General features: G+C 69.3%; 17 protein-coding genes and 1 rRNA gene. 7 read left to right on the forward strand and 11 right to left on the reverse strand.

The features are described 5' to 3' along the window. Window positions 1-175: 175 nt before the first annotated feature. Entirely contained in the window at window positions 176-2,275 is a 2,100-nt protein-coding gene (locus tag ABD793_RS15185) for an ATP-dependent DNA helicase UvrD2 (RefSeq protein WP_344860140.1), read from the reverse strand. Window positions 2,276-2,339: 64 nt separating this feature from the next. On the opposite strand from ABD793_RS15185, the gene ABD793_RS15190 reads away from it, so the two are divergent. Next, window positions 2,340-3,068 carry a DUF4191 domain-containing protein gene (locus tag ABD793_RS15190; protein WP_344860142.1) on the forward strand — a complete coding sequence of 243 codons (729 nt, stop codon included), beginning with the start codon at window positions 2,340-2,342 and terminating at the stop codon, window positions 3,066-3,068. A 629-nt stretch (window positions 3,069-3,697) separates the two neighbouring features. Here ABD793_RS15190 and ABD793_RS15195 read toward each other — a convergent pair. Continuing rightward, the gene (locus ABD793_RS15195) at window positions 3,698-4,177 is read right to left on the reverse strand and encodes an RDD family protein (RefSeq protein WP_344860145.1); all 480 of its coding nucleotides are present in this window, start codon (window positions 4,175-4,177) and stop codon (window positions 3,698-3,700) included. A 173-nt stretch (window positions 4,178-4,350) separates the two neighbouring features. Between ABD793_RS15195 and glnA the strand changes: the two genes are divergently transcribed. Beyond that, window positions 4,351-5,775, forward strand: a complete 1,425-nt coding sequence (glnA, locus tag ABD793_RS15200) for a type I glutamate--ammonia ligase (protein WP_344860147.1) — start codon at window positions 4,351-4,353, stop codon at window positions 5,773-5,775. 123 nt (window positions 5,776-5,898) lie between these two features. Here the strand turns inward: glnA and ABD793_RS15205 are convergent, their stop codons facing one another. Next, window positions 5,899-6,882 (reverse strand): cation diffusion facilitator family transporter, encoded by a 984-nt coding sequence (locus ABD793_RS15205; protein WP_425548706.1) that lies wholly within the window; start codon window positions 6,880-6,882, stop codon window positions 5,899-5,901. Between the two features lie 115 nt (window positions 6,883-6,997). Between ABD793_RS15205 and ABD793_RS15210 the strand changes: the two genes are divergently transcribed. From ABD793_RS15210 to ABD793_RS15225, 4 genes are all read left to right on the forward strand, one after another. Further along, on the forward strand, window positions 6,998-7,366 hold the full coding sequence (locus ABD793_RS15210; protein WP_344860149.1) for an ArsR/SmtB family transcription factor: 369 nt from the start codon (window positions 6,998-7,000) through the stop codon (window positions 7,364-7,366). 77 nt (window positions 7,367-7,443) lie between these two features. Beyond that, a complete protein-coding gene (locus tag ABD793_RS15215) occupies window positions 7,444-8,097 on the forward strand; it encodes a response regulator transcription factor (RefSeq protein WP_344860151.1) in 654 nt (217 codons plus the stop codon). Beyond that, entirely contained in the window at window positions 8,078-9,256 is a 1,179-nt protein-coding gene (locus ABD793_RS15220) for a sensor histidine kinase (protein WP_344860154.1), read from the forward strand. The genes ABD793_RS15215 and ABD793_RS15220 overlap by 20 nt, the downstream gene beginning before the upstream one ends. 14 nt (window positions 9,257-9,270) lie before the next feature. Further along, window positions 9,271-10,980, forward strand: a complete 1,710-nt coding sequence (locus ABD793_RS15225; protein ID WP_344860157.1) for an alpha/beta hydrolase — start codon at window positions 9,271-9,273, stop codon at window positions 10,978-10,980. Between the two features lie 150 nt (window positions 10,981-11,130). Here ABD793_RS15225 and ABD793_RS15230 read toward each other — a convergent pair whose 3' ends face one another. From ABD793_RS15230 to ABD793_RS15240, 3 genes are read right to left on the reverse strand one after another with little or no spacing between them, the layout of a single operon-like run. After that, window positions 11,131-13,302: a xanthine dehydrogenase family protein molybdopterin-binding subunit gene (locus ABD793_RS15230; protein WP_344860160.1), complete on the reverse strand. Its 2,172-nt coding sequence runs from the start codon at window positions 13,300-13,302 to the stop codon at window positions 11,131-11,133. After that, the gene (locus ABD793_RS15235; RefSeq protein ID WP_344860162.1) at window positions 13,299-14,261 is read right to left on the reverse strand and encodes an FAD binding domain-containing protein; all 963 of its coding nucleotides are present in this window, start codon (window positions 14,259-14,261) and stop codon (window positions 13,299-13,301) included. The genes ABD793_RS15230 and ABD793_RS15235 overlap by 4 nt, the downstream gene beginning before the upstream one ends. Continuing rightward, window positions 14,248-14,700, reverse strand: coding sequence for a (2Fe-2S)-binding protein (locus ABD793_RS15240; protein ID WP_344860165.1), 453 nt, complete (start codon window positions 14,698-14,700; stop codon window positions 14,248-14,250). The genes ABD793_RS15235 and ABD793_RS15240 overlap by 14 nt, the downstream gene beginning before the upstream one ends. A 230-nt stretch (window positions 14,701-14,930) precedes the next feature. Here ABD793_RS15240 and ABD793_RS15245 point away from each other — a divergent pair, with 230 nt between their 5' ends. Further along, the gene (locus tag ABD793_RS15245; RefSeq protein WP_344860167.1) at window positions 14,931-15,488 is read left to right on the forward strand and encodes a TetR/AcrR family transcriptional regulator; all 558 of its coding nucleotides are present in this window, start codon (window positions 14,931-14,933) and stop codon (window positions 15,486-15,488) included. Between the two features lie 13 nt (window positions 15,489-15,501). Here ABD793_RS15245 and ABD793_RS15250 read toward each other — a convergent pair whose 3' ends face one another. The 5 genes from ABD793_RS15250 to rrf all read right to left on the reverse strand — a co-directional run. Beyond that, window positions 15,502-15,930 (reverse strand): acyl-CoA thioesterase, encoded by a 429-nt coding sequence (locus ABD793_RS15250; protein ID WP_344860169.1) that lies wholly within the window; start codon window positions 15,928-15,930, stop codon window positions 15,502-15,504. Window positions 15,931-15,939: 9 nt separating this feature from the next. Then, on the reverse strand, window positions 15,940-18,915 hold the full coding sequence (locus tag ABD793_RS15255) for a bifunctional [glutamine synthetase] adenylyltransferase/[glutamine synthetase]-adenylyl-L-tyrosine phosphorylase (protein WP_344860172.1): 2,976 nt from the start codon (window positions 18,913-18,915) through the stop codon (window positions 15,940-15,942). A 51-nt stretch (window positions 18,916-18,966) separates the two neighbouring features. After that, on the reverse strand, window positions 18,967-20,097 hold the full coding sequence (locus ABD793_RS15260) for an inorganic phosphate transporter (RefSeq protein ID WP_344860174.1): 1,131 nt from the start codon (window positions 20,095-20,097) through the stop codon (window positions 18,967-18,969). Between the two features lie 93 nt (window positions 20,098-20,190). Next, complete coding sequence (locus tag ABD793_RS15265) at window positions 20,191-20,940, reverse strand: type 1 glutamine amidotransferase (RefSeq protein ID WP_344860176.1); 750 nt, start codon at window positions 20,938-20,940, stop codon at window positions 20,191-20,193. Between the two features lie 1,383 nt (window positions 20,941-22,323). Beyond that, window positions 22,324-22,397, reverse strand: a 5S ribosomal RNA gene (gene rrf / locus ABD793_RS42690); the annotation flags it as partial.

Here is a 22,397-nt window from a genome sequence, read left to right on the forward strand (position 1 = left end):
GCTCCAGGCGGCGCTCGTCACATGCATCCCCAGTCCAGGCGCTCACCGCCCGGGTGTACCAGCAGGTTATTGCCCCTGCGAGACCGGGGCAACTGATTTTCCCAAATCTCTGCCGAAGCGACGAAGATCGCCCGTGAGCAGCGGGTTCGCCGCATCGATCACGGCGTCGACGCGGTCAAGACCGCATCGACGCGCGGACCACCTCGAGCACCTCCGCGCCGAAGCGAGCCATCTTCGTGGCCCCGATACCGGAGATCGTCACGAGCGCTCCGTCGTCGGTCGGTCGCTGTTCGGCGATGGCCATCAACGTGGCGTCGGTGAACACCACGAACGCAGGCACCTTCAGCTCGCGCGAACGCTCTCCCCGCCATTCCTTCAGCTTCTCCAACAGCCCTTCATCCACTGTGGACGGGCACCGTGCGCACCGCCCCAGCTTCACCTCCATGGTCTGCACCAGCGGACCACCGCACAGCCGGCACCGGTTCACCTTCGCCGCCGACTTCGCCGTCTGCTGCGAACGCGCGATCCGTGCCGCCGGGTGGTCTTCCGGAAGCAGCCCGTAGAGAAAACGGCTGCGCCGCCGGTTGCGACGGCTGCCCGCCCCGCGCGAAAGGGACCACGACAACGAGAGGTGCTCACGCGCCCTCGTGACACCGACGTAGAACAGCCGACGCTCTTCCTCGATCGCCGCGTCGTCGCCTTCGGCGTGCAGGATCGGCATCGTGCCCTCGGACAGCCCCACGAGGAACACTGCGTCCCACTCGAGCCCCTTCGCCGCGTGCAGCGACGCAAGCGTGACGCCCTCGACCGTCGGCGGGTGCTGGGCCGCCGCGCGCTGCTCGAGCTCGGCGACGAACCGCGGCAGGTCCGCATCGTCCACGGCTGCGGCCAGCTCCTCGGCCAGCTCGACCAACGCGAGCAGCGCGTCCCACCGTTCCTTCGCCGCACCACCGGCAGGCGGCTGCTCGGTGAGGCCGACGCGCGCGAGGACCGAACGCACCGCGGTGACCAGGTCCGGCCCAGCAGGTTCGGCCGACGACACACGCAGCGCCGACATCGCCTGCCGCACCTCGGCACGCTGGAAGAACCGCTCGCCACCACGGATCAGGTACGGAATGCCGGCCTCGGTCAGCGCCTGCTCGTACGCCTCCGACTGCGCGTTCACCCGGAACAGCACCGCAACCTCGCTCGCCGCCACTCCGCCGTCGAGCAGCTCGTGGACCCGGCGTGCGACAGCGGCGGCTTCCGCGGCTTCGTCCTCGTACTCGGCGAAACGCGGATCGGGCCCCTCCGGCCGCTGACCGACGAGCTTCAACCGCGACCCGGCAGGTCGCCCGCGAGCCGCGCCGATCACCTGGTTGGCGAGCGACACCACCTGCGGCGTCGACCGGTAGTCGCGTTCGAGCCGCACAACGGTCGCCTCCGGGAAGCGCCGGGTGAACTCCAGCAACGACCGTGGCGAAGCGCCGCCGAACGAGTAGATGGTCTGGTTGGCGTCGCCGACCACGGTGAGGTCGTCGCGCCCGCCGAGCCATGCGTCGAGAAGACGCTGCTGCAACGGCGTGACGTCCTGGTACTCGTCGACCACGAAGCAGCGGTAGCGGTCACGGAACTCCGCGGCGACGGCGTCGTGCTTCTCCAGCACCGCGGTGGTGTGCAGCAGCAGGTCATCGAAGTCGAGAACCTGCGCGGACGTCTTCAGCTCCTCGTAGAGCCGGTACGCCTCGGCGACCTGCGCGGCCGGCGCCGGCGTCTCTCGCTGCGTACGGGCCGCGACGGCCGCGTACTCGTCCGGCGAAACCAGCGACGCCTTGCTCCACTCGATTTCGCTCGCGAGGTCGCGCACCACCTCCGGTTCGCTGCTCAGCCGGACGCGCTGGGCGGCCTGCGACACGAGGCGGAACTTGTTGTCGACCAGGTCCCACGGCCGGTCCCCGACGACCCGCGGCCAGAAGTAGCGGAGCTGACGGCGGGCAGCCGCGTGGAAGGTCAGCGCTTGCGCCGCCTCGACGCCGAGACCGCGCAGCCGGGTGCGCATCTCGCCCGCGGCGCGCGTGGTGAAGGTGACCGCGAGTACCTGACCAGGCGCAACGTGGCCCGAACGGACCAGATGCGCAATACGGTGCGTGATCGTGCGTGTCTTCCCCGTACCTGCGCCTGCGAGCACGCACACCGGACCGCGAGGTGCGGCCGCGGCGGCACGCTGCTCCGGGTCGAGCCCGTCGAGCAAGCTGAGACGGCGTGGACTGCTCTGGGGAGACGATGCGGTGGCCACCCCGCGATCCTCGCAGAGGGGGCCGACGGATTCGTGGCAGGGCACGCGGCCGTATCCTGGTCATATGGCGGGACAGCAGGACAAGGAAGCGGCCAAGGCGGCCAAACGGGAGAAGCGCGCGGCCGGCAAGGCGCGGCGCGGGCAGCTCTTCGAGGCGTTCAAGATGCAACGCCGCGAGGACCCGATGCTCATCCCCTGGATGGTCGGCTCGATCGTGGTCGTCGCCGGTGTGCTGTTCGGCATCGGGTTCCTCTTCGACATGCAGTGGACGCTGCTGCCGCTGGGTGTCGTGCTCGGGATCCTGCTCGCGGTGATCATCTTCGGTCGCCGGGTGCAGCGCACCGTCTTCGCGAAGGCGGACGGCCAGCCCGGCGCGGCCGCGTGGGCACTGGAGAACATGCGCGGCAAGTGGAAAGTCACCCCGACGGTGGCCGCCACGACGCAGCTCGACGCCGTGCACCGGGTGCTCGGCCACCCCGGCGTGGTGCTCGTGGCCGAAGGCGCACCGCACCGCGTGAAGAACCTGCTTGCGCAGGAGAAGAAGCGGGTTTCGCGGTTGGTCGGCGAAACGCCGATCTACGACGTGACGATCGGTTACGAAGACAAGCAGGTGCCGCTCAAGAAGCTGCAGAGCCACCTCACGAAGCTGCCGCGCAACCTCAAGCCTGCCCAGGTCGACGCGCTGGAAGCGAAGCTCGCCGCGCTCGGCTCGCGCGGCGCGGCGATGCCCAAGGGCCCGATGCCCGCCGGGGCGAAGATGCGCAACATGCAACGCACCATCCGCCGTCGCTGACCCACGTACGCCAAGGACCCCCGGCCACGGATCACGGCCGGGGGTTCTTCGTGTCCCGGGGTTGTCCGGCAGCCAGAGTTCGTCACCGCCGGGACGCTTCGCGACCGGGGTTCTTCGCCGCCGGTAGTTGCCCAGCGCAACCAGGGTTACCTCGTCGCCGGGACGCTTCGCGACCGGGGTTCTTCGCCGCCGGTGGTTGCCCAGCGCGACCGGGGTTGCCTCGTCGCCGGTAGTTGCCCGGCGCAACCAGGGTTGCCTCGTCGCCGAGGGGTTACCTCCCAGCCGAGGCTTGCCCGGCGCGACCGGAGGTTGCCTCCCGGCCGGGGCTCCTGGCCGCTGCCGGGGTTCTTCGCGGCCAGGTTCTCGCGGTCGAAACTCTTCGGGTCCCGACTCTTCGCCGCCTCGGTCCTTGGGCCACGGTCCATCGCGATCGGAATTTCTCGCGGCCGAGTTCCTCGCAGCCAGGGGCCCTTCGGGCCTGGCTCGTCGCCGCCTCGGCTCTTCGGGCGAGGGTCCGTCGCGGCTTGGGTTCCTCGCGGCTTGGGTTCCTCATGGCCGTGAGTTCCGCGGCCGTGAGTTCCGCGGCCGGGAGTTCCGCGGCCGTGAGTTCCGCAGCCGGGTCCGGCCGGTCAGCGCATCCGGATGACGACGGTGCCGGTGGCCCGGTCGAGCCAGGTGCGGCCGTCTGCGTTGCGCACCAGCAGCGGGATGATCAGCACGGTGAGCACCATCCGCACCAGCGCCCGCCAGGGGCCGACCGCGCCGGCGCCGTCGAGGCGTGCGACGCGGATCCCGAGCACGCCCATGCCAGGGGTGAAGCCGAAGAGCGTCACCGGGACCACCGTGATCACCGCCCAGCCCACGCCCGCCCACAGGTTGAACGTCTGCATCGCGGCCACGTCCTGCACGTCGTAGCGGACGAACAGGGCCGTCACCAGCGCGGCGAACACCAGGTCCACGATCAGCGCGAGCAGTCGCTGCCCACCGCCGGCCATTGCGCCGACGCCCGATTCGGGCAGGCCGAACTTCTCCCCCGGGTACTTCGGCGCGTCCTGCCGCGCGGTGGGATCGCCGGTCCCCGGCAGCCACTCGCCTGTCCATCTCGCCACCCATCCAGGGTATGCCGGTGGCGGACACCACGTTCTGCCTGGTCGACTGCCGGGTATCCACGCACCCGTTAACACCGGCGAAACATTCGGGTGACGGTCGGGCAACACCGCGCTCATAGCGTGAGCCGAAGAGAGTACTGCCGCCGGTAACGAACGAGAAGGAGTCACCGAGGGTGCCCACTACTCCAGACGACATTCAGCGCCTCATCGCCGACGAGAAGGTGGAGTCCATCGACGTCAGGTTCTGCGACCTGCCGGGCGTCATGCAGCACTTCACGGTGCCCGCCAAGGCGTTCGACCTGGAGGCGTACGAAGAAGGCCTGGCCTTCGACGGCTCCTCGGTGCGCGGCTTCCAGTCGATCCACGAGTCCGACATGCTGCTGCTGCCGGACCCCGAGACGGCGCGGCTCGACCCGTTCCGCAAGACGAAGACGCTGTCGCTCAACTTCTTCGTGCACGACCCGTTCACGCGCGAGGCCTACAGCCGGGACCCGCGCAACATCGCGCGCAAGGCCGAGCAGTACATCGCCGAGTACGGCGTCGCCGACAACGTGTTCTTCGGCCCGGAGGCGGAGTTTTACATCTTCGACTCGGTCCGCTTCGAGGACGCCGAGCACCTGTCGTTCCACGAGATCGACTCGGTCGAGGGCTGGTGGAACACCGGTGCCGACACCGAAGGCGGCAACCAGGGCTACAAGACGAAGTTCAAGGGCGGCTATTTCCCCGTCCCGCCGGTCGACCACTTCGCCGACCTGCGCGACGACATCGTCCGCGAGCTGACGAACTCCGGTTTCGAGATCGAGCGCGCGCACCACGAGGTCGGCACCGCGGGGCAGACCGAGATCAACTACAAGTTCAACACGCTGCTGCACGCCGCGGACGACTTGCAGCTGTTCAAGTACATCGTGAAGAACACCGTGTTCGCCGCGGGCAAGACCGCGACGTTCATGCCGAAGCCGCTCTCCGGGGACAACGGCTCGGGCATGCACTGCCACCAGTCGCTGTGGAAGGACGGCCTGCCGCTGTTCCACGACGAATCCGGTTACGCGGGCCTGTCCGACACCGCACGCCACTACATCGGCGGCCTGCTCAAGCACGCGCCGAGCCTGCTGGCCTTCACCAACCCGACGGTGAACTCCTATCACCGCCTGGTGCCGGGCTTCGAGGCCCCGGTTTCGCTGGTGTACTCGCAGCGCAACCGCTCCGCGTGCGTCCGCATCCCGATCACCGGCAACAACCCGAAGGCCAAGCGCGCCGAGTTCCGGTGTCCCGACTCGTCGGGCAACCCGTACCTGGCGTTCTCCGCGATGATGATGGCCGGGCTGGACGGGATCAAGAACAAGATCGAGCCGCCGGAGCCGATCGACAAGGACCTCTACGAGCTGCCGCCCGAGGAGGCCAAGAACGTCAAGCTCGTCCCCGGCGACCTCGGCACCGTGCTCGAGACGCTGGAAGCCGACCACGACTTCCTGCTCGAGGGCGGCGTCTTCACCCCCGACGTAATCGACACCTGGATCTCCTACAAGCGCGAAAACGAAATCGACCCGCTGCGGCTGCGGCCGCACCCGTACGAGTTCTCGCTGTACTACGACGTGTGATCCGAACCGGTGCAGCCGCGGGACGGTGGTCGAGGGGAAACCCCGACCGCCGTCCCGTTCTTTGTGTGCCGGCCGCCTGGCGCGGCGTCGATTTCGCCGGAGCGCCGGGGCTGCCGGGCACGGTCAGGCGGTGGCCGGTTCGGTGTGGATGTTCGCGGAGGCCAGGCGGGGCGTGGTCTGGCGCAGCTGGGCTTCCACTTCGTGGGCGAGGTGGTGTGCCTGGTCGACGGTGAGGGTCCGGTCGACGCGGATGGCCAGTTCGGCGTGCAGGCGGTGGCCGATCCAGCGCATCCGGAGGTTCGCCACGTCGTGCACCCCGGGGACGGCGCGGGCGGTCTGCTCGGCTTGGTCGACCGTGGCGGGCTCGACGCCGTCCATGAGGCGGCGGAACACCTCCTTCGCCGCATCGCGCAGGACCACCAGGATCGCCGCGGTGATCAGCAGGCCGATGATCGGGTCGGCGGCCGGGAAACCGAAGGCCACCCCGAGCGCGCCGAGGATCACGGCAAGTGAGGTGAACCCGTCGGTGCGGGCGTGCAGGCCGTCCGCGACCAGCGCGGCAGACCCGATCTGCCGACCGACGGTGATCCGGTGGCGGGCCACGAGTTCGTTGCCGGCGAAGCCGATGACGCCGGCCACCGCGACCACCCAGAGATGCGCGACCGGTCGGGGGTTCAACAGACGGTCGATCGCTTCGGCCGCCGCGAATGCGGCGGATGCCGTGATGACCAGGACCACCACCACTCCGGCGAGGTCCTCGGCCCGGCCGAAACCGTAGGTGTAGCGACGCGTGGCGGCCCGGCGGCCGAGCAGGAAGGCGAGCCCGAGCGGCAGCGCGGTCAACGCGTCGGCGAAGTTGTGGAAGGTGTCGCCGAGCAGCGCGACCGATCCGGTGAACGCCACCAGCGCCAGCTGGCCGCACGCGGTCACCAAGAGCCCGGCGAACGACCAGGTCAAGGCTCTGATCCCGCGTCGGCTGGTTTCCAGTGCACGGTCCACCCGGCCGGAGCTCTCATGGCTGTGCGGAGTGATCGCGTGCCGGATCCCGTGCCACCGCCGGGCCATCCGGCTCCCGGGCTGGTCGTGACCGTGTCCGGTCGGGTTCATGGCTGCCTCGGCTCGCACGGGGCCGCGTACGAGTCGGCGGCCGGTTCGCAATGCACAGTATCAGCGTATATGCGTATACACGAAGATACTTAGCCAACCGGGTATCGTCGCGGCCATGCACACTTCGCTGCCGGAGTTCGACATGCCCGACGACGAGCAGGTGCACCTGGCCGCCGAGTCGTTCCGCCTGCTGGCCGACCCGACCCGGATCAAGGTCCTGTGGGCGCTGCTGCAGGGCGAATCGTCGGTCGCGTGCCTGGCCGAGCTCGCCGGTGCGACCCCGACCGCGGTGTCCCAGCACCTCGCGAAACTGCGGCTGGCCGGACTGGTCAAGGGCCGCCGCGAAGGTACGTTCGTCTTCTACTCCGCCGCCGACAACCACGTTCGCGGACTGCTGGCACAGGCACTGCACCACGCCGACCACCTCGGCCGCGACCTTCCGGACGGCGGGCACGCCGAGACGCACCGGCCGCGCGCGCGGTGACCGGCGTCCTCCGGCCATCGGCGAGCTGATCCTGTCGGAAACGTTCCGGAAACGCCCTTCTCGTTAGTCTCGCCGCCATGCGGATCTTGGTCGCCGAGGATGAGGTGGCGCTTGCCGAGCTGGTCGCCTCCGGGTTGCGCGGTGCGGCGATGGCGGTGGACGTGGTCCACGACGGCCTCGACGCGCAGGAACGGCTTGCCCTGCACGACTACGACGTGCTGGTGCTCGATCGGGACCTGCCCGGTAAGCACGGTGACGACGTGTGCGCCGAACTGGCCGCGACGGGCACCCGGACCAAGGTGCTCATGCTCACCGCCGCCGGATCGCTGGACGACAAAGTGGACGGGCTCCGGCTCGGTGCGGACGATTACCTCACCAAACCGTTCGAGTATCCGGAGCTGCTGGCCAGGGTGCACGCGCTCGGCAGGCGCAGTCAGCCCGCGCTGCCGCCGGTGCTCGTGCGCGGCGACCTCCGGCTCGACGTGACCAGCCACGTGGTCAGCCGTGGCGACCGGCGGATCGAGTTGTCCCCCAAGGAATTCGCGGTGCTGGCCGTGCTGATGCGCGCGCAGGGCACGGTGCTCAGTGCCGAACGACTGCTCGAACTCGCCTGGGACGAGCACGCCGATCCGTTCACCAACGCGGTACGGGTGGCGCTTTCCAAGCTGCGCACGAAGCTCGGCGAACCCCCGGTGATCGAGACGGTGCCCGGTGTCGGCTACCGGATCTGACCGCAAGCGGCCGCGGCTCACCGTCCGGGTCAAGCTCACCGCCTTGTACGGCGCGCTTTTCCTCGCCGGTGGCGTGGTCCTGCTGACCGTCACCTACCTGCTGATGCGCAGCCGGTACCCGTTCCTGGTCAAGGACGCCTCACTGCACGCACGACAGGTCGGAAACCCGCCGCAGCTGGAATTATCGCTGTCCGAGCTCCCCCCGGACGATCCGTCGCCTGCCGCGAGAACCGAGAAGTTCGCGACCAGCCTCGGCACGATGACGCTGGACACGCTGCTGCTGGTGTCAGGGCTGTCGTTGGTCGCGGTGACCGTGATCGCGGTGGCGGCGGGCTGGTGGATGTCCGGCCGGGTGCTCCGGCCGCTGAACACGATCACCGCGACCGCGCGCCGGCTGTCCTCGTCCAATCTGCACGAACGGCTCGCCTTCGACGGGCCACGGGACGAGCTGACCGAACTGGCGGAAACCTTCGACGGCATGCTCGACCGGCTCGAATCGGCGTTCGACAGCCAGCGCCGGTTCGTCGCGAACGCCTCGCACGAGCTGCGCACCCCGCTCGCGATCCAGCGCGCCGCGGTGCAGATCGAGCTCGCCCGCAACCCAGGACCGGAGAAGGCGGCCGAGGTCCGGGAGCAGTTGCTGACCGCGAACCGGCAGATCGAACGGCTCATCGACGGACTGCTCCTGCTCGCCCGCAGCGACCGCGGCCTCGACAAACGGCACCCGGTCGAGCTGCACACCGTGGTCGGCGAGGCGGTTTCGCAGTACCGGCCCGAAGCGGCGCAAGCGCCGGTCGTGGTCGAAACCGAGCTGGCCGAGACGACGGTGCTCGGCGACCGGGCGCTGCTCACCCAGCTGGCAGGAAACCTGGTGGCCAACGCGGTCCGGCACAACACCAGCGGGGGAACGACCTGGGTGCGGACCGACGCACCGGGCACGCTGACCGTTGCCAACACCGGCGCGATGGTCACCGAGGACGAGATCCCACGCCTGCTCGAACCGTTCCACCGGGGCAACGGCCGCAGCGCCGCGGGCAGCGGCAGCGGTCTTGGTCTATCCATTGTGGACTCCATCGTGCGCGCGCACGGGGGTTCGCTGACCGTCCGGCCCCGGCCGGACGGCGGAATGCACGTCGTCGTCACGATTCCCGTCGATTGAAATCTGGAGTGTGCATGAGGAAGAAGATTCTCTGCGTGAGTACCGCGGTCGCGCTGCTGAGCGCGGGACTGGCCGCGCCCGCCTCCGCGGCAGGGCCGCTCGACGAGTTCTACCACCAGACGATTTCCTGGCAGCCTTGCGCGGAACCGCCACCTCCGGACCCGGAGGACGCACCCGACGGGATCTCGATGGATCCGTGGAAGGGCCATTGGAAGGAGATGGACTGCGCCGAGGTGCTCGTGCCGCTCGACTACGCCCGGCCGGGGAACAGCAAGCTCCGCCTGACGATCAGCCGGATCAAGGCGACCGATCCGGCACACCGGCAAGGTGCGGTGCTCCTCAACCCGGGCGGCCCCGGCGGCAGTGGCCTGCCGATGCCGCTCGGCCTGGTCAAACAGCATTCGAAATTGGGCGAGCAGTTCGACCTCATCGGCTTCGACCCGCGCGGGGTCGAACGGTCCACCCAGCTGAAGTGCGAACGGATCACCGAGCCGTTGCCGGACTTCAGCCGGCCATCGGACGAGGAGCTGGTCCAGTTCACCGACCACGCGCGGGCGAGGGAAGCCGCCTGTCAGCGCGCGGGCGGCAGTATGCGGCCGTATTTCAACACCGCCAACACTGCCCGGGACATGGACGTGATTCGCGCCGCGCTCGGCGAAAAGCAGATCAACTACCTCGGCTACTCCTACGGCACCTATCTCGGCGCGGTCTACGGCAAACTGTTCCCTGCGAACCTGAACCGCAGCGTGCTGGACTCCTCGGTGCACCCGCAGTGGCTGTGGCGGGAGATGAGCGAACAGCAAGCGATCGCGGTCCGGTCCAATGTGGACCACTGGGCGCAGTGGGTGGCCGAGCGCAACGGCACCTTCCACCTCGGCACATCCGGTGACCAGGTCGTCGCCACGGTCAACGCGCTCTCCGCGCAGCTGGACAAGAAGCCGGTTCCGCTCACCCGGGACCGCCCGGAAGGCTGGCCGGGCTTCTGGCCGAAGACGATGGACCGTTCGACGCTGGATCTGTTCGTGGGGCAGAGCAGTGAATCCCGCGGAGTGTGGGACGTACTCGCCGAGGTGATCGGCGAACTGCGCCAGGCGGCAACGACCGGAGCTGCGGCATCGGGCGATTCCAGTACCGCGATCGGCCTGCTGACCGCCCGTCGTGATATCCCGGAGCTCGACCCCGGGGTGTACGACACGGTGACCTGCGAGGCGGACTGGCCGAGCGACCTCAACACCTACTACGACGACATGCGCGTGTTCCGCGAGAAGTACCCGTTCCGGGACGGCAACGCCGGCGGGGCCTATTCCGCCGCGCCGACCCCGTGCACGTTCCGTTCCTTCACCCCGCCGGAGAAACCGGTCGAGCTGGCACACGAGAACTACCCGACCGGCCTGGTGGTGCAGGGCGACGACGACCCGGCCACCCCGTACGCGGGCGGGCCTGCCATGGCCGACGTCCTCGGCAGCGCGCTGATCAGCGTGCGCGACAGCGGTATCCACGGCCAGTACGGCAGCAACCAGTGCGTCACCGACCGGGTGGACGACTACCTGATCAACGGCGTCCTGCCCGGATCACGCACGGAATGCCCCGGCGCCGAGGCCCGGCCACCGGTCCCGGCCGACCAGGCCACGGGAAACCACACCGAACAACGCCACGCCGAGAGCAGCACCACCAAGGCGGCCCGCGCCGAAGCAGCACTCGGGCACCGATCCGTCTGGCAGTAACCGCGGCCCGGGTCGAGCCGAACCGGCAGTAATGACGGACCGGGGCGGGCCGAACCGGCAGCAACCCCGGGACCGAGGCACGCCGAACCGGCAGTGACTGCGGGACCGGGGCGGGGCGGGCCGGATCGGCTCGCCCCGGTGCCGTACGGCTCAGTCCACCAGCAGGTCCTCGATCGTGATCGGGATGTGCCGGACGCGGACGCCGGTTGCGTTGTAGATGGCGTTGGCGATCGCCGCGGCCACGCCCACCACGCCGATCTCGCCGATGCCCCTGGCACCCACCGCGTTGTTGAAGGTGTCCGGGTACTCCACGAACTGGACCTCGATGTCCGGGATGTCGGCGTTGACCGGGACCAGGTAGCTGGCCAAGTCGGCATTCGCGAGGCGGCCGTCCGGCTCGATCTCCAGCCCCTCGTGCAACGCGGCCGACACGCCCCAGATCATGCCGCCGGAAAGCTGGCTGCGGGCCAGCTTGTCGTTGATGATCCGGCCGGCGTCGAACACGCCCAGCAGCCGCGACACCCGTGCTTCACCGGTCAGGCGGTGCACCCGCACCTCGCAGAACTGCGCGCCGAACGAGCTGAACGAATGCTTGGTCCGTTCCTCACCGGGACCGGACGAACCGGTGACCGACAGGGATTCCCGTCCCACCGCCCGCAGCAGTTCGCCGAAGGACGCGGTGCCGTCGGCGCCGTGCACGTGCCCGTCGGCGTAGGTGACCTCCTGGCCTTCGAACGGCGCTCCGGGGGCCGAGGCGAGCGCCAGCAGCGCGTCGATGGCTCCGGCCGCGGCAACCATGATCGCCGCGCCCGCACTCGCCGTCGCGGTCGAGCCGCCCGACAGACCGCCCGAGGGGTACCGGGAATCGCCCAGCCGCGGGGTGATCCGCTCCGGCGGGAGGTCCAGCGATTCGGAACCGATGGCGGAGAGCACGGTCAGCAGGCCGGTGCCCGGGTCGGCACCGCTGGTCGAGACCACGGCCGTCTCGTCCGCGTTGAGCGTGATCTCGACGGTGGCCGGAAACAGCAGCGCGGGGAACATCGCGGTCGCCGTGCCCATGCCGACCAGCCAATCGCCGTCGACGCGCCCGTTCGGCGAGCGGTTGGCCCAGCCGAACCGCTGCGCACCGATGGAGTAGCACTCGTCGAGGTGCTTGCTCGACCACTGCAGGTCGATACCCGGCGGGGCGATGGAGCTGTTGCGCCTCCGCAGTTCGATCGGATCCATCTTCAGCGCGACGGCCAGTTCGTCCATCGCGCTCTCCAGCGCGAACGACCCCGGTGCCTCGCCGGGAGCCCGCATGAACGTGGTCAGCGGGATGTTCAGCGGCACCATCTTCTGGCTGATGGCCAGGTTCTGCGTGGCGTACCACTCCCGCGAGGTGCCGTGCGAGGTCGGTTCCACGAACGACCGGTCCATCGGCGTGCTGGACCACGAATCGTGCCGCACCGCGAACAGCGTGCCGCTCTCGTTCGCACCCAGTGCGACCTTCTGCACGGTGGCCGGCCGGTTCGCAGTCGCGGTGAAGACCTGTTCCCTGGTGAGTGAGCATTTGACCGGACGGCCCAGCACGCGGGCCGCGCCCGCCGCGAGGAAGGCGGGTGCCGAGGTCCGCCCCTTGCCACCGAACGCGCCACCGACGTACGGATTCACCGCATGCACCGCGGATTCCGGCAGTTTCAACGCACCGGCCAGCTCCACGGCCTGCATGTCGCTGCCCTGATTTCCACTGTAGACGGTCAGCGCACCGTCCGCCCACACCGCGACCGCGGAATGCGGCTCCATCGCCGCATGGTTCTGCGATGCCGTGCGGTACGTCGCCTCGACGACGACCGGACTGGCCGCGAGTGCGTCCTCAATGGACTCGACACCGGGGGCCAGCACCGAGATCTCCGGCGGATTGCCCCGGTTTTCGGGCGCGTCCTCCGCACTCGGGAGGCCTTCCTCGAACGAGGTCCGGGCAGGCTTCTCCCGGTAGGTCACCGCGACGAGCGCGCTGGCGTCGCGGGCCTGCTCGAACGTCTCCGCCACCACCACGCCGATCGGCTGGCCGCGGTAGTCGACGTCCCGGTTGAGCAACGGCACCCAGGTCTGCCCCATCATCGGCGACGACGTGGTGGTCAGGCCGAGCGAGTCGAACGGCGTGTACACAGCGACCACGCCGGGTGCACTCTTGGCCGCCGCCACGTCCATGGCCTCGAGCACGCCGTTGGCGACCGTGCTGAGCACGACGTAGCCGTAGACCATGCCGGGAAAGTTGTGGTCCACCGCGTACTTGGCGCGCCCGGTGACTTTCGGCTCGGCTCCCAGCCTGGCGCTCATCGCCGCTTCCCTTCGGTCAGCTCCAGCAGCGCTCGTACGATGGTCCGCTTCAGCAGCAACGGCTTGAATCCGTTGGCGGACAACGGACGCGCTCCCTCCGCCGCCACTGCTGCGGCATTGGCGAAGGCTGCTTCGGTCGCCGGCGCACCGCGCAGCGCGGCCTCGACCGCGGTCAGCCGCCACGGCACGGTCGCCACGCCACCGGCCGCGACCCGCGCGTCCACGACACGACCGTCCTGCACGTCGAGCGCGACCGCGGCCGAGCAGAGCGCGAACTCGTAGGACTGCCGGTCGCGAACCTTGACGTAGGTGGAATTCGCGGCCCAATCGAGCCGGGGCACGTGCACCTCGGTGATCAGCTCACCGTCGCGCAAATCGTTCTCGACCTCGGGAGTCGAACCCGGCACGCGGTAGAAGTCGTTCAACGCAACCGTCCGGACGCCCACCGCACTGGTCAGCACGACCTCCGCGTCGAGCGCCACGAGCGCGACCGCGACATCGCTGGCGTGCGTGGCCACGCAGGTCTCACTCGTGCCGAGGACCGCGTGCATCCGGTTGGCGCCCTCGATGGCGGGGCAGCCGCTGCCGGGGACCCGGCGGTTGCACGGCATGGTCACGTCGCGGAAGTACGAGCACCGCGTGCGCTGCATCAGGTTTCCGCCGATGCTGGCCATGTTCCGCAACTGCTGCGACGCGCTGAGCAGCAGGGCCTTCGAGATCGCCGGGTACACGCCGGGGTGCGTGGCGATGTCGGCCATCCGTTCCAGCGCACCGAAACGCAGGCCGTCGGCAGCGTCGATGCCGCGCAGCGGGAGCTCGTTGATGTCCAGTACGCGCTGCGGTGTGAGGACGTCGAGCTTCATCAGGTCCACGAGTGTGGTGCCGCCGGCGAGGAAGGTGCCTGCGGAGCCGAGTGCGTCCTCGACCGTACTGGGTGCGGTCAGCTCAAACGGTCGCATCGGCCTGCCTCACCTGCTGCACTGCCGCGACGATGTTCGGATACGCCGAGCAGCGGCAGAGGTTGCCGGACATGAACTCACGCACGTCCGTCACCTCCTCGCGCACCGCGGCGACCGCGGACATGACCTGCCCGGAAGTGCAGAACCCGCACTGCAGTGCGTCCTGCTCCACGAAAGCACGCTGCACCGGATGCAGTTCCTCCTCTGTGGACAGTCCTTCCACAGTGGTCACGGGTTGTCGCACGGTGGCGGCGAGAGTGAGACACGAGAGCACCGGCTTGCCGTCGACGTGGACGGTGCAAGCGCCGCACTGCCCGCGGTCGCAGCCCTTCTTCGGCCCGGTGATGCCGAGTCGTTCGCGCAGCGCGTCCAGCAGCGTGACGCCGGGTTCGACGCTGAGCTGCTCGGTTCTGCCGTTGATTTCGATCGAGATGTCCACTGGGAGCTCTTTCCCGCGGAGCGTCCACAGACGTCCGCCGGCATGGTTGTGGTGGTGTCGGCCGGTTCGGTACCCGCCGATGCGGATAGGAATCCGCTCGGGCTCGCCGAACCGAGGCTAGCGGATTACAATCCGCTTGGCAACGAACTGGAGCTGCTCCAGGTGTATTACGGTGCTCCCGGGGAGCACCCGCTGCTTCCCGGCAACCACGCTACTGAGGAGGAGGAAGGATGCCGACGGGATCGGTCAGCCCGCGGCGGGCGGACACCCGCCGCAACCACGAACGCATCCTGACCGCCGCCGCCGACTCGCTGAAGAGGACCGGAGCGGTGTCCTACAACGCCATCGCGAAGTGCGCCGAAGTCGGCGTCGGCACGGTCTACCGGCACTTCCCCACCCCGGAGGACCTGATCCTGGCGGTGTACGACCGCGAAGTACAGCATCTGGTCGAGGTCGTGCCGGTGTTGCTGGCGCGGCACTCGCCGGAGGAAGCGTTCCGGGCCTGGGTGATCGACCACCTCGCGCACTACATGATGACGAAACGCGGTTTGTCGACCGCCCTGCAGGCCATCCCCGCCGATCTGCCGAAGTACCCGTCGATGCTGGGCGCCGTCGAAGCACTGCGCCAGGCCAACGTGGACGCGGGCACGATCCGCGCGGACCTGACGGCCGAAACGCTGTTCCGCGGCCTCGGCGGATTGCTGTTCCTGACCGAGCAAGACTGGAAAACCGAGGCGGAATCCGTGGTGGACCTGGTGTGGCGGGGGATGTGCCCCGGCGGCGGATGAGCGGGCGGCCCGGTCACTCCGTCGGCGAAAGCGCCGTCAGGTCCAGCCCCGCCCGTTCGAAGTGGCCCCGTGGGTCGGGGACCAGTTTGCGGCGTTCCAGGTCCAGCAGGCCGAGGGTGCACTTGATCTCGGCGGACAGCGTGCCGTCGAGTTTGACGATCCGGGACGTCATCCAGAAGACCTTGCCCTCGCCGAAAGAGGCCTCACAGGTCACGTCGACCTCGTCGCCGCCGCGGAGTTCGCGGCGGTAGACGATGTGGGATTCCAGCAGCACCGGAGACAGGCCCGATGCCCGCAGCTTCTCGTCACCAGCGGACTCGAAGACTTCCAGCCGGGCGACCTCGCCGTAGGAGTGGTAGACCGCGTGGTTCAGGTGGCCCAGCGTGTCGAGTTCGTAGTGCCGCACCTTGATCCGGGTGCGGAACGGTTCGCGATCGGTCACGGGCCAAGACTAGTTGTCGTAGAAGAGCTCTTCGACCACGGCATGGGCCTGGCGCGTCACCCGGCGGTAGGTGTCGAGGAACTCGCCGGGGTCGTCGTCGACCGAGTACCCGAACGCCCGTGCCACCGCGGCGAGGTCCCGGCCGGAGCTCGGGACCTCGTCCACGGCTTTGCCGCGCACCAGCATCCCGGCGTTGCGGACGCGGGTGGCCAGCAGCCACGCCTCCCGCAGTGACGCCACCGACTCGACCGGCGCCAGTCCCGCGTCGGCGAGTGCGGTCAGCGCGTCCAGGGTAGACGTGGTGCGCAGGGCAGGCACCTCGTGTGCGTGTTGCAGCTGCAGCAGCTGCACCGTCCACTCGACGTCCGCGAGTCCGCCCCTGCCGAGCTTCGTGTTCCGGGTCGGATCGGCACCGCGGGGCATCCGCTCGGTCTCGACCCTGGCCTTGATCCGCCGGATCTCCCTGGCGTCCGCGGGATCGAGCCCGCCGCCGGGATAGCGGATCGGATCGATCATCTCGATGAACCGTTCGCCCAGCTCGTCGTCACCTGCCACGAACCGGGCCCGCAGCAACGCCTGTGCCTCCCACGCCTCGCCCCAGCGCTGGTAATACGCGCGGTACGAATCGAGCGTGCGCACGAGCGGCCCGCTGCGTCCCTCCGGCCGCAGGTCGGCGTCCACGACCAGCGCCGGATCCGCACTCGGCGTGCCGAGCATCTTCCGCACGGCCTCCGCGACCGAGGACGCGAACCGCACCGCGTCGGCGTCCGACACGCCTTCCGCCGGTGCGCAGACGAACATGACGTCGGCGTCGGAACCGTAGCCGAGCTCAGCACCGCCCAGCCTGCCCATGCCGATCACCGCGACCGTGGCGGGCGTCCGGCCGAGCTCCGCCTGCCGTTTCCGGTACGCGGCCGACAGCGCTCCCTGCAGCACAGCCACCCACACACTCGACAGCGCGTCACACACGGACGGAACGTCCAACAGCCCCAGCAGATCCGCGCACGCGACGCGCAGCATCTCGTGCCGCCGCAACGATCGTGCCGCGGCCACCGCGGCGCTCGGGCCCGGCTGCCGTCGCACGGCAGCACGCAACGACGTCGCGACGTCCGCCGGCGACCGACCCGTCATCCGCGCCGGATCACCCAGCAACTGCAGTACTTCCGGCGCGCGGACGAGCAGATCGGGTACCAGGTGGGAGGTGCCGAGCAGGAAGGCGAGACGTTCGACGACCGTCCCCTCGTCACGCAGCACCCGCAGGTACCACGGGGTTCCCTCGAGCGCTTCGGAAACCTTGCGGTAGGAGAGCAGACCGCCGTCGGGATCGGGGGTGTCGGCGAGGAAGTCGAGCAGCACCGGGAGCAGCGCCTGCTGGATGGCGGCCCGCCGGGAGACACCCGCGGTGAGTGCTTTGATGTGCTGCAGCGCGCCTTCCGGTGCCGCATACCCCAGCGCGGCCAGCCGGCTGGCCGCTTGTTTTGTGGTGAGCCGCAGCGCTTCGGTCGGCACGTTCGCCACCGACTGCAGCAGCGGACGGTAGAACACCTTTTCGTGCAAACGCCGGATTCCCTTGGCGTGCCTGCGGAACTCGGAGAGCAACGCTTCACCCTGAGTCCGGCCACGGGACGGGACGATGCCGCAGGCGCGCGCCAGCACCCGCAGCTCCGCGGTGTCCGTCGTCTCCGGGAACAGGTGCGTGCGCCGTAACCGCCGCAACTGCAGCCGATGTTCGACGGTACGCAGGAATTCGTAGGACGAACTCATCTCCGCAGCGTCCGCACGTCCGACGTACCCGCCGACACCCAGCGCCTCCAGCGCATCCAAAGTGGACGGTGAACGCAGCTCGGCGTCAATCCTCCCGTGCACGAGCTGCAGCAGCTGCACCGCGAACTCGACGTCACGCAGCCCGCCGCGCCCCAGCTTCAGCTCCCGTTCGGCGTGTTCGGAGGCCACATGGTCCTCCACGCGGCGGCGCATCTGCTGGACCTCGTTCACGAAGTTGTCGCGGTCCGCGGCCGACCAGACCATCGGCGCGACCATTTCGGCGTACTGCCTGCCGAGTTCCGCGTCGCCTGCCACCGGGCGAGCCTTCAGCAGCGCCTGGAACTCCCAGGTTTTCGCCCACTTCTGGTAGTAGGCGGTGTGCCCTTCGAGGGTGCGCACGAGCGCCCCGCTCTTGCCCTCGGGCCGCAGCGCCGCGTCCACCTCGAAACAGGCCTTGCCGACCACCCGCATCATCGTGCTGGCCAGCCGGGTGGCGACGGCCAGTTCGCCGGTACCGACGAAGATGACGTCCACATCGCTGACGTAGTTCAGCTCGCGGCCACCGGTCTTGCCCATCGCGATCACCGCGAGCGCCCCCTCGGCCGGCGCGCCGACTTCCTGTTCGGCCACCGCCAGCCCGGCGGTCAGCGCGGCCTCGGCCAGCACCGTGAGCTGGCTGGCGATCTCGCGGAACGGCGGCTGCTCCAGGCCGGGCTCCACGAGGTGACCGAGGTCCGCCGCGGCGATGCCGAGGAGCAGCCCGCGATAAGCCGCACGCAACGCCTGTTCGGCGGGGAGCCCGGTCTCGTACGTGCCGTCGTCCCGGCGAAGCCGTTCGAGCAGCCGTTCGGTGAAGGTCTCCGGGACGGTGCAGCGGTTGTCCACCAGACAACGCCACTCCCCCGGATGGGCCACGAGGAAATCCGCGAGCGCGGTGGACGTGCCGAGAACCGCGACGAGACGGCCGCGGAAGGTGCGGTTCTGCCGCAGCGCGGTGTCGAGCTCGGTCCAGCCGTCCTCGTCGGCTTCGCGCAACCGGTCGAGCCCGAGCAGCGCGAGGTCGGGGTCGGCGGCCCTGGACAGGGCCGAGAGCACGTCGATGGCACCGGCGGCCGGGCCCGCGGCGTCCCACCATCCCGCCGCGCGCAGCTGACCGTCGGCCCGAGTGTCGGTGAAGCCGTACCTGGCGGCTGAACCGGCCGTACGTGCGCGCTCTGCCATTACCTCTCACCGTAGCCGGACACGGGCCGGTTCAGCAGACGGCATCTCGGTTCAAGCGGCGAGCCGGTCCGGTTCGGCGCCGGCCGGGGACGGTTCGGGGACCTGGAAACTGTGCGCGGTCACCGGCTTGCGGCGGGACAGCAGGTAGATGCCGGTGGCGAAAACGATCCCCAGCACGCCGACGCCGACCGTGCCCGCGGTGCCGAGCGAAGCGAGCTTGCCTGCGGCCGCGCCGACCACCGCCGCGGCCGGGAGCGTGAACAGCCAGGCGATCACCATCCGCCCGGCCATTCGCCAGCGCACCGGCGCTTCGCGACGGCCGACCCCGGAGCCGACGATGCCGCCGGAACACACGTGCGTGGTGGACAGCGGAAAGCCGAGGTGCGACGACAGCAGGATCACCACGGCGCTGCTGGTCTGTGCGGAAAAGCCCTGCGGGCCTTCGATATCGGTGAGGCCTCTGCCCAGAGTGTGCGTGATCCGCCAGCCGCCGAGGTAGGTGCCGAGCGCGAGCGCGGTCGCGGCACTCACGATCACCCACACCGGGGGTCCGGAACCGGCGGGAAGGCTGCCTGCCGCGACGAGGGTCAGCGTGATCACGCCCATCGTCTTCTGCGCGTCGTTCGTGCCGTGCGCGAGCGAGACGAGGGAGGCGGAGAGGATCTGCCCGACCCGGAAGCCACGCCCGCCCCGGCGGCGGACCAGGAATCGGTACACGAGGAAGGTCACCGCGGCCGCCACGACGCCGGCGATCACCGGCGACGCCGCGGCGGGCAGCAGCACTTTGTCCACGATCTTGCCGAAATGCACCGAATCCGCGCCCGCGGAGACCCAGGTGGCGCCGATCAGGCCGCCGAAGAGCGCGTGTGACGAGCTCGAGGGCAGGCCGACATACCAGGTGAAGAGGTTCCACACAATCGCGCCGACGAGGCCACCGAAGACAATCGCCGGTCCGATCTTCGTGTCGTCGACCAGTCCGCTGGAGATCGTTTTCGCGACTTCGACGGACAGGAAGGCGCCGGCAAGGTTCAGCACCGCGGAGATCGCGACCGCGACCTTGGGTTTCAGCGCACCGGTGGCGATGGACGTCGCCATCGCGTTCGCCGTGTCGTGGAACCCGTTGGTGAAATCGAAAACGAGCGCCGTGACGATCACGAGCACGACGAGCAGCGAGGGGTCCACCCCGACCTCCGAACCCTACGGATACACCTCCCGCAAGGTACCTGACCGATTGGGTGAATCGTTAAGGCGCTGTAGTGATCTGTCTATCTCCGGTCAAGCCAACGGCAACCGGTGCTGACCCTCCGGCGCCGTTTCCAGCTCCCCTGCCGCCAACCGGACGAACCGGTGCGCGAACGGACGCCAGGTCTCGGCGAGGTCCTCGTGCAGCGCAGTCAGCGAGTCGGACTCCAACGCGCCCGGACGGGTGACTTCTGCCATCTCCGGGGCGGATTCCGCCCAGGCCTTGACCACATCCGGGGTCGTCTCGAGGTGGAACTGGACACCGTAGGCGCAGGAGTTCAGCCGGAACGCCTGGTTCTGGTACCGGGGCGAGGAGGCGAGCAGCTCGGCCCCCGGTGGCAGCCGCTTGACGACGTCGGTGTGGAACTGCAGCACATCCTGCATGAGCGGCAGATCGGCGAACAGCGGATCGGTCCAGGCGACGTCCTTCTTCGACACGAGCGAAGGCCCCACCTCTGGCCCGTCCGCACCGACCGCGACCTGCCCGCCTGTGGCGACAGCAAGCAGCTGTGCCCCGAGGCAGACACCGAGCGTCGGCACCCTCTTGCCGACCGCGGAAGCAAGCAACTTCCGCACGTCGGCAAGCCATGGATACTTTTCATCGGCGAGCGCGTCCATATGTCCGCCGAGACAGACCACACCGGCGTAACCGTCAAGCCCTTCCGGCAACTCCTGCCCAGGCGGAAGACGCACGTCCAGCTCAGCCCCGGCCTCGGCAAACCACTCACCAAGCGGACCGACCGGGTCACTGGCATCGGGTTGGATGATCAGCAAACGGGTCACCACCCCAGCGTACGGACCCCACCCCCGACCGAGCCCGGGACCAGCTCCACAACGACGTTCTGTCTCCGGGAATCAAGAGCACGGAGCCGGGTGCGCCAAGTCCGAAAGCTCGGGCCGCAAGCCTCGGGCAGAGCCTGAGGTGTCAGATCTGGGACCAGAGCAGCCTGTAGGGCTGGGAAGGCTGGGAGCCAGGCCGCCCGTGGAGCTGGGAGGTCTAGGGGCTAGGCCGCCCGTGGAGCTGGGAAACCCGGGTGCCAGTCGCTTGTGAGCCTGGGAAGTCTGGGGGCAGGCAACTCGTGGAGATGGGAGGCCTGGAGGTCAAGCCTCCCGTGGGACCGGGCGCCTAGCTTGAACCGCCCCGAGGCGCGGAAGTCCGAAGCTGTCCAGGCCCTCGGACCAGGAACCCGGGATGGCGCCTCTCGGATCAGGGGCGCCCCCGGACGTGGGGAAATCTTCAGTCCGGTTGGGAAGCTCCTCAGCCCCGGACGTCGCCACCGCAGCGACCCTGCCACAGGCCTTCGAACCAGGCAGAGTTTGGTGGCCGCTGATGGAGATGCGTTGTTATGCACAGGGTGTCGGGTCGGGTGGGGCCGCGATGTCGGCCCCACCTGCCGGGCAGTGTGCCAACTGCCGGCGAGATGCGGATAGCGGGCTCCGTCGTCGGGTGGGGTGTGGGATGCGGAGCATCGTGGTCGTTCGGGTGGTCCGGGGCGCGGCTCGATTGCCGGGGATCGTGTGGCTCGTAAACCTTGCTGCCGGGTGGCGTGCGGTTCGAGGCATGGTGGGCGGGAGTGGATGCGGGCCCTGTATCGGCGCCGGCGGGGGCTGGGATGGTGAACATCCGGTCGTTGGGCGGCGTATACCGGGCCCGCTCGATGGGGGCCCCGGGGTCTGATCGCAGGCCTGCTGCGGGGCGGGGTCCGGCCTCACACGCCCCCTGTTGTGGGGTGTGGGAGGCAGAACCAGCTCAATGGCGGTCCGAGCTGGGCCGGGGGTTGGGTTGGTGTTGGCTGCTGGCGGGGGCTGGGACAGCGTCCCCCGATTGTCGGGTGGGATACAGAAACCCGCTTGCTGGCGGTCCGGTCCCGTGCCGGGCCCGGGGGTGCGGGTGTTGCTGCAGGGTCGGGATGGTGCTGCAGGATGGCGGCATCCCGACAGTAATGCCCGGGTCACCGGCAACATCATCCCGCCGGTGTGGTTTCGCCACACACCGCTCCCGGCCCGCCTGTGGGGCGGGGGACCTTCGGCGCTCACCGAAGCCGGGCGCCCCAACCGGACGCAGACATGAAGAAAGTGGTGGTGTGGGTTGGGGTCTGGGAGAACCGTGTTCCGGGTTCTCGACCGGGGCCCCGCCCCACACCACCACTACCTTTTTTGGGTTGAGTTCGGCGGTGTCCTACTCTCCCACAACCCTTCGGTTGCAGTACCATCGGCGCTGTCAGGCTTAGCTTCCGGGT

Origin of the sequence: Amycolatopsis ultiminotia, assembly GCF_039536925.1 — a bacterium.
In the GTDB taxonomy this organism is placed as follows: Bacteria; Actinomycetota; Actinomycetes; order Mycobacteriales; family Pseudonocardiaceae; genus Amycolatopsis; species Amycolatopsis ultiminotia.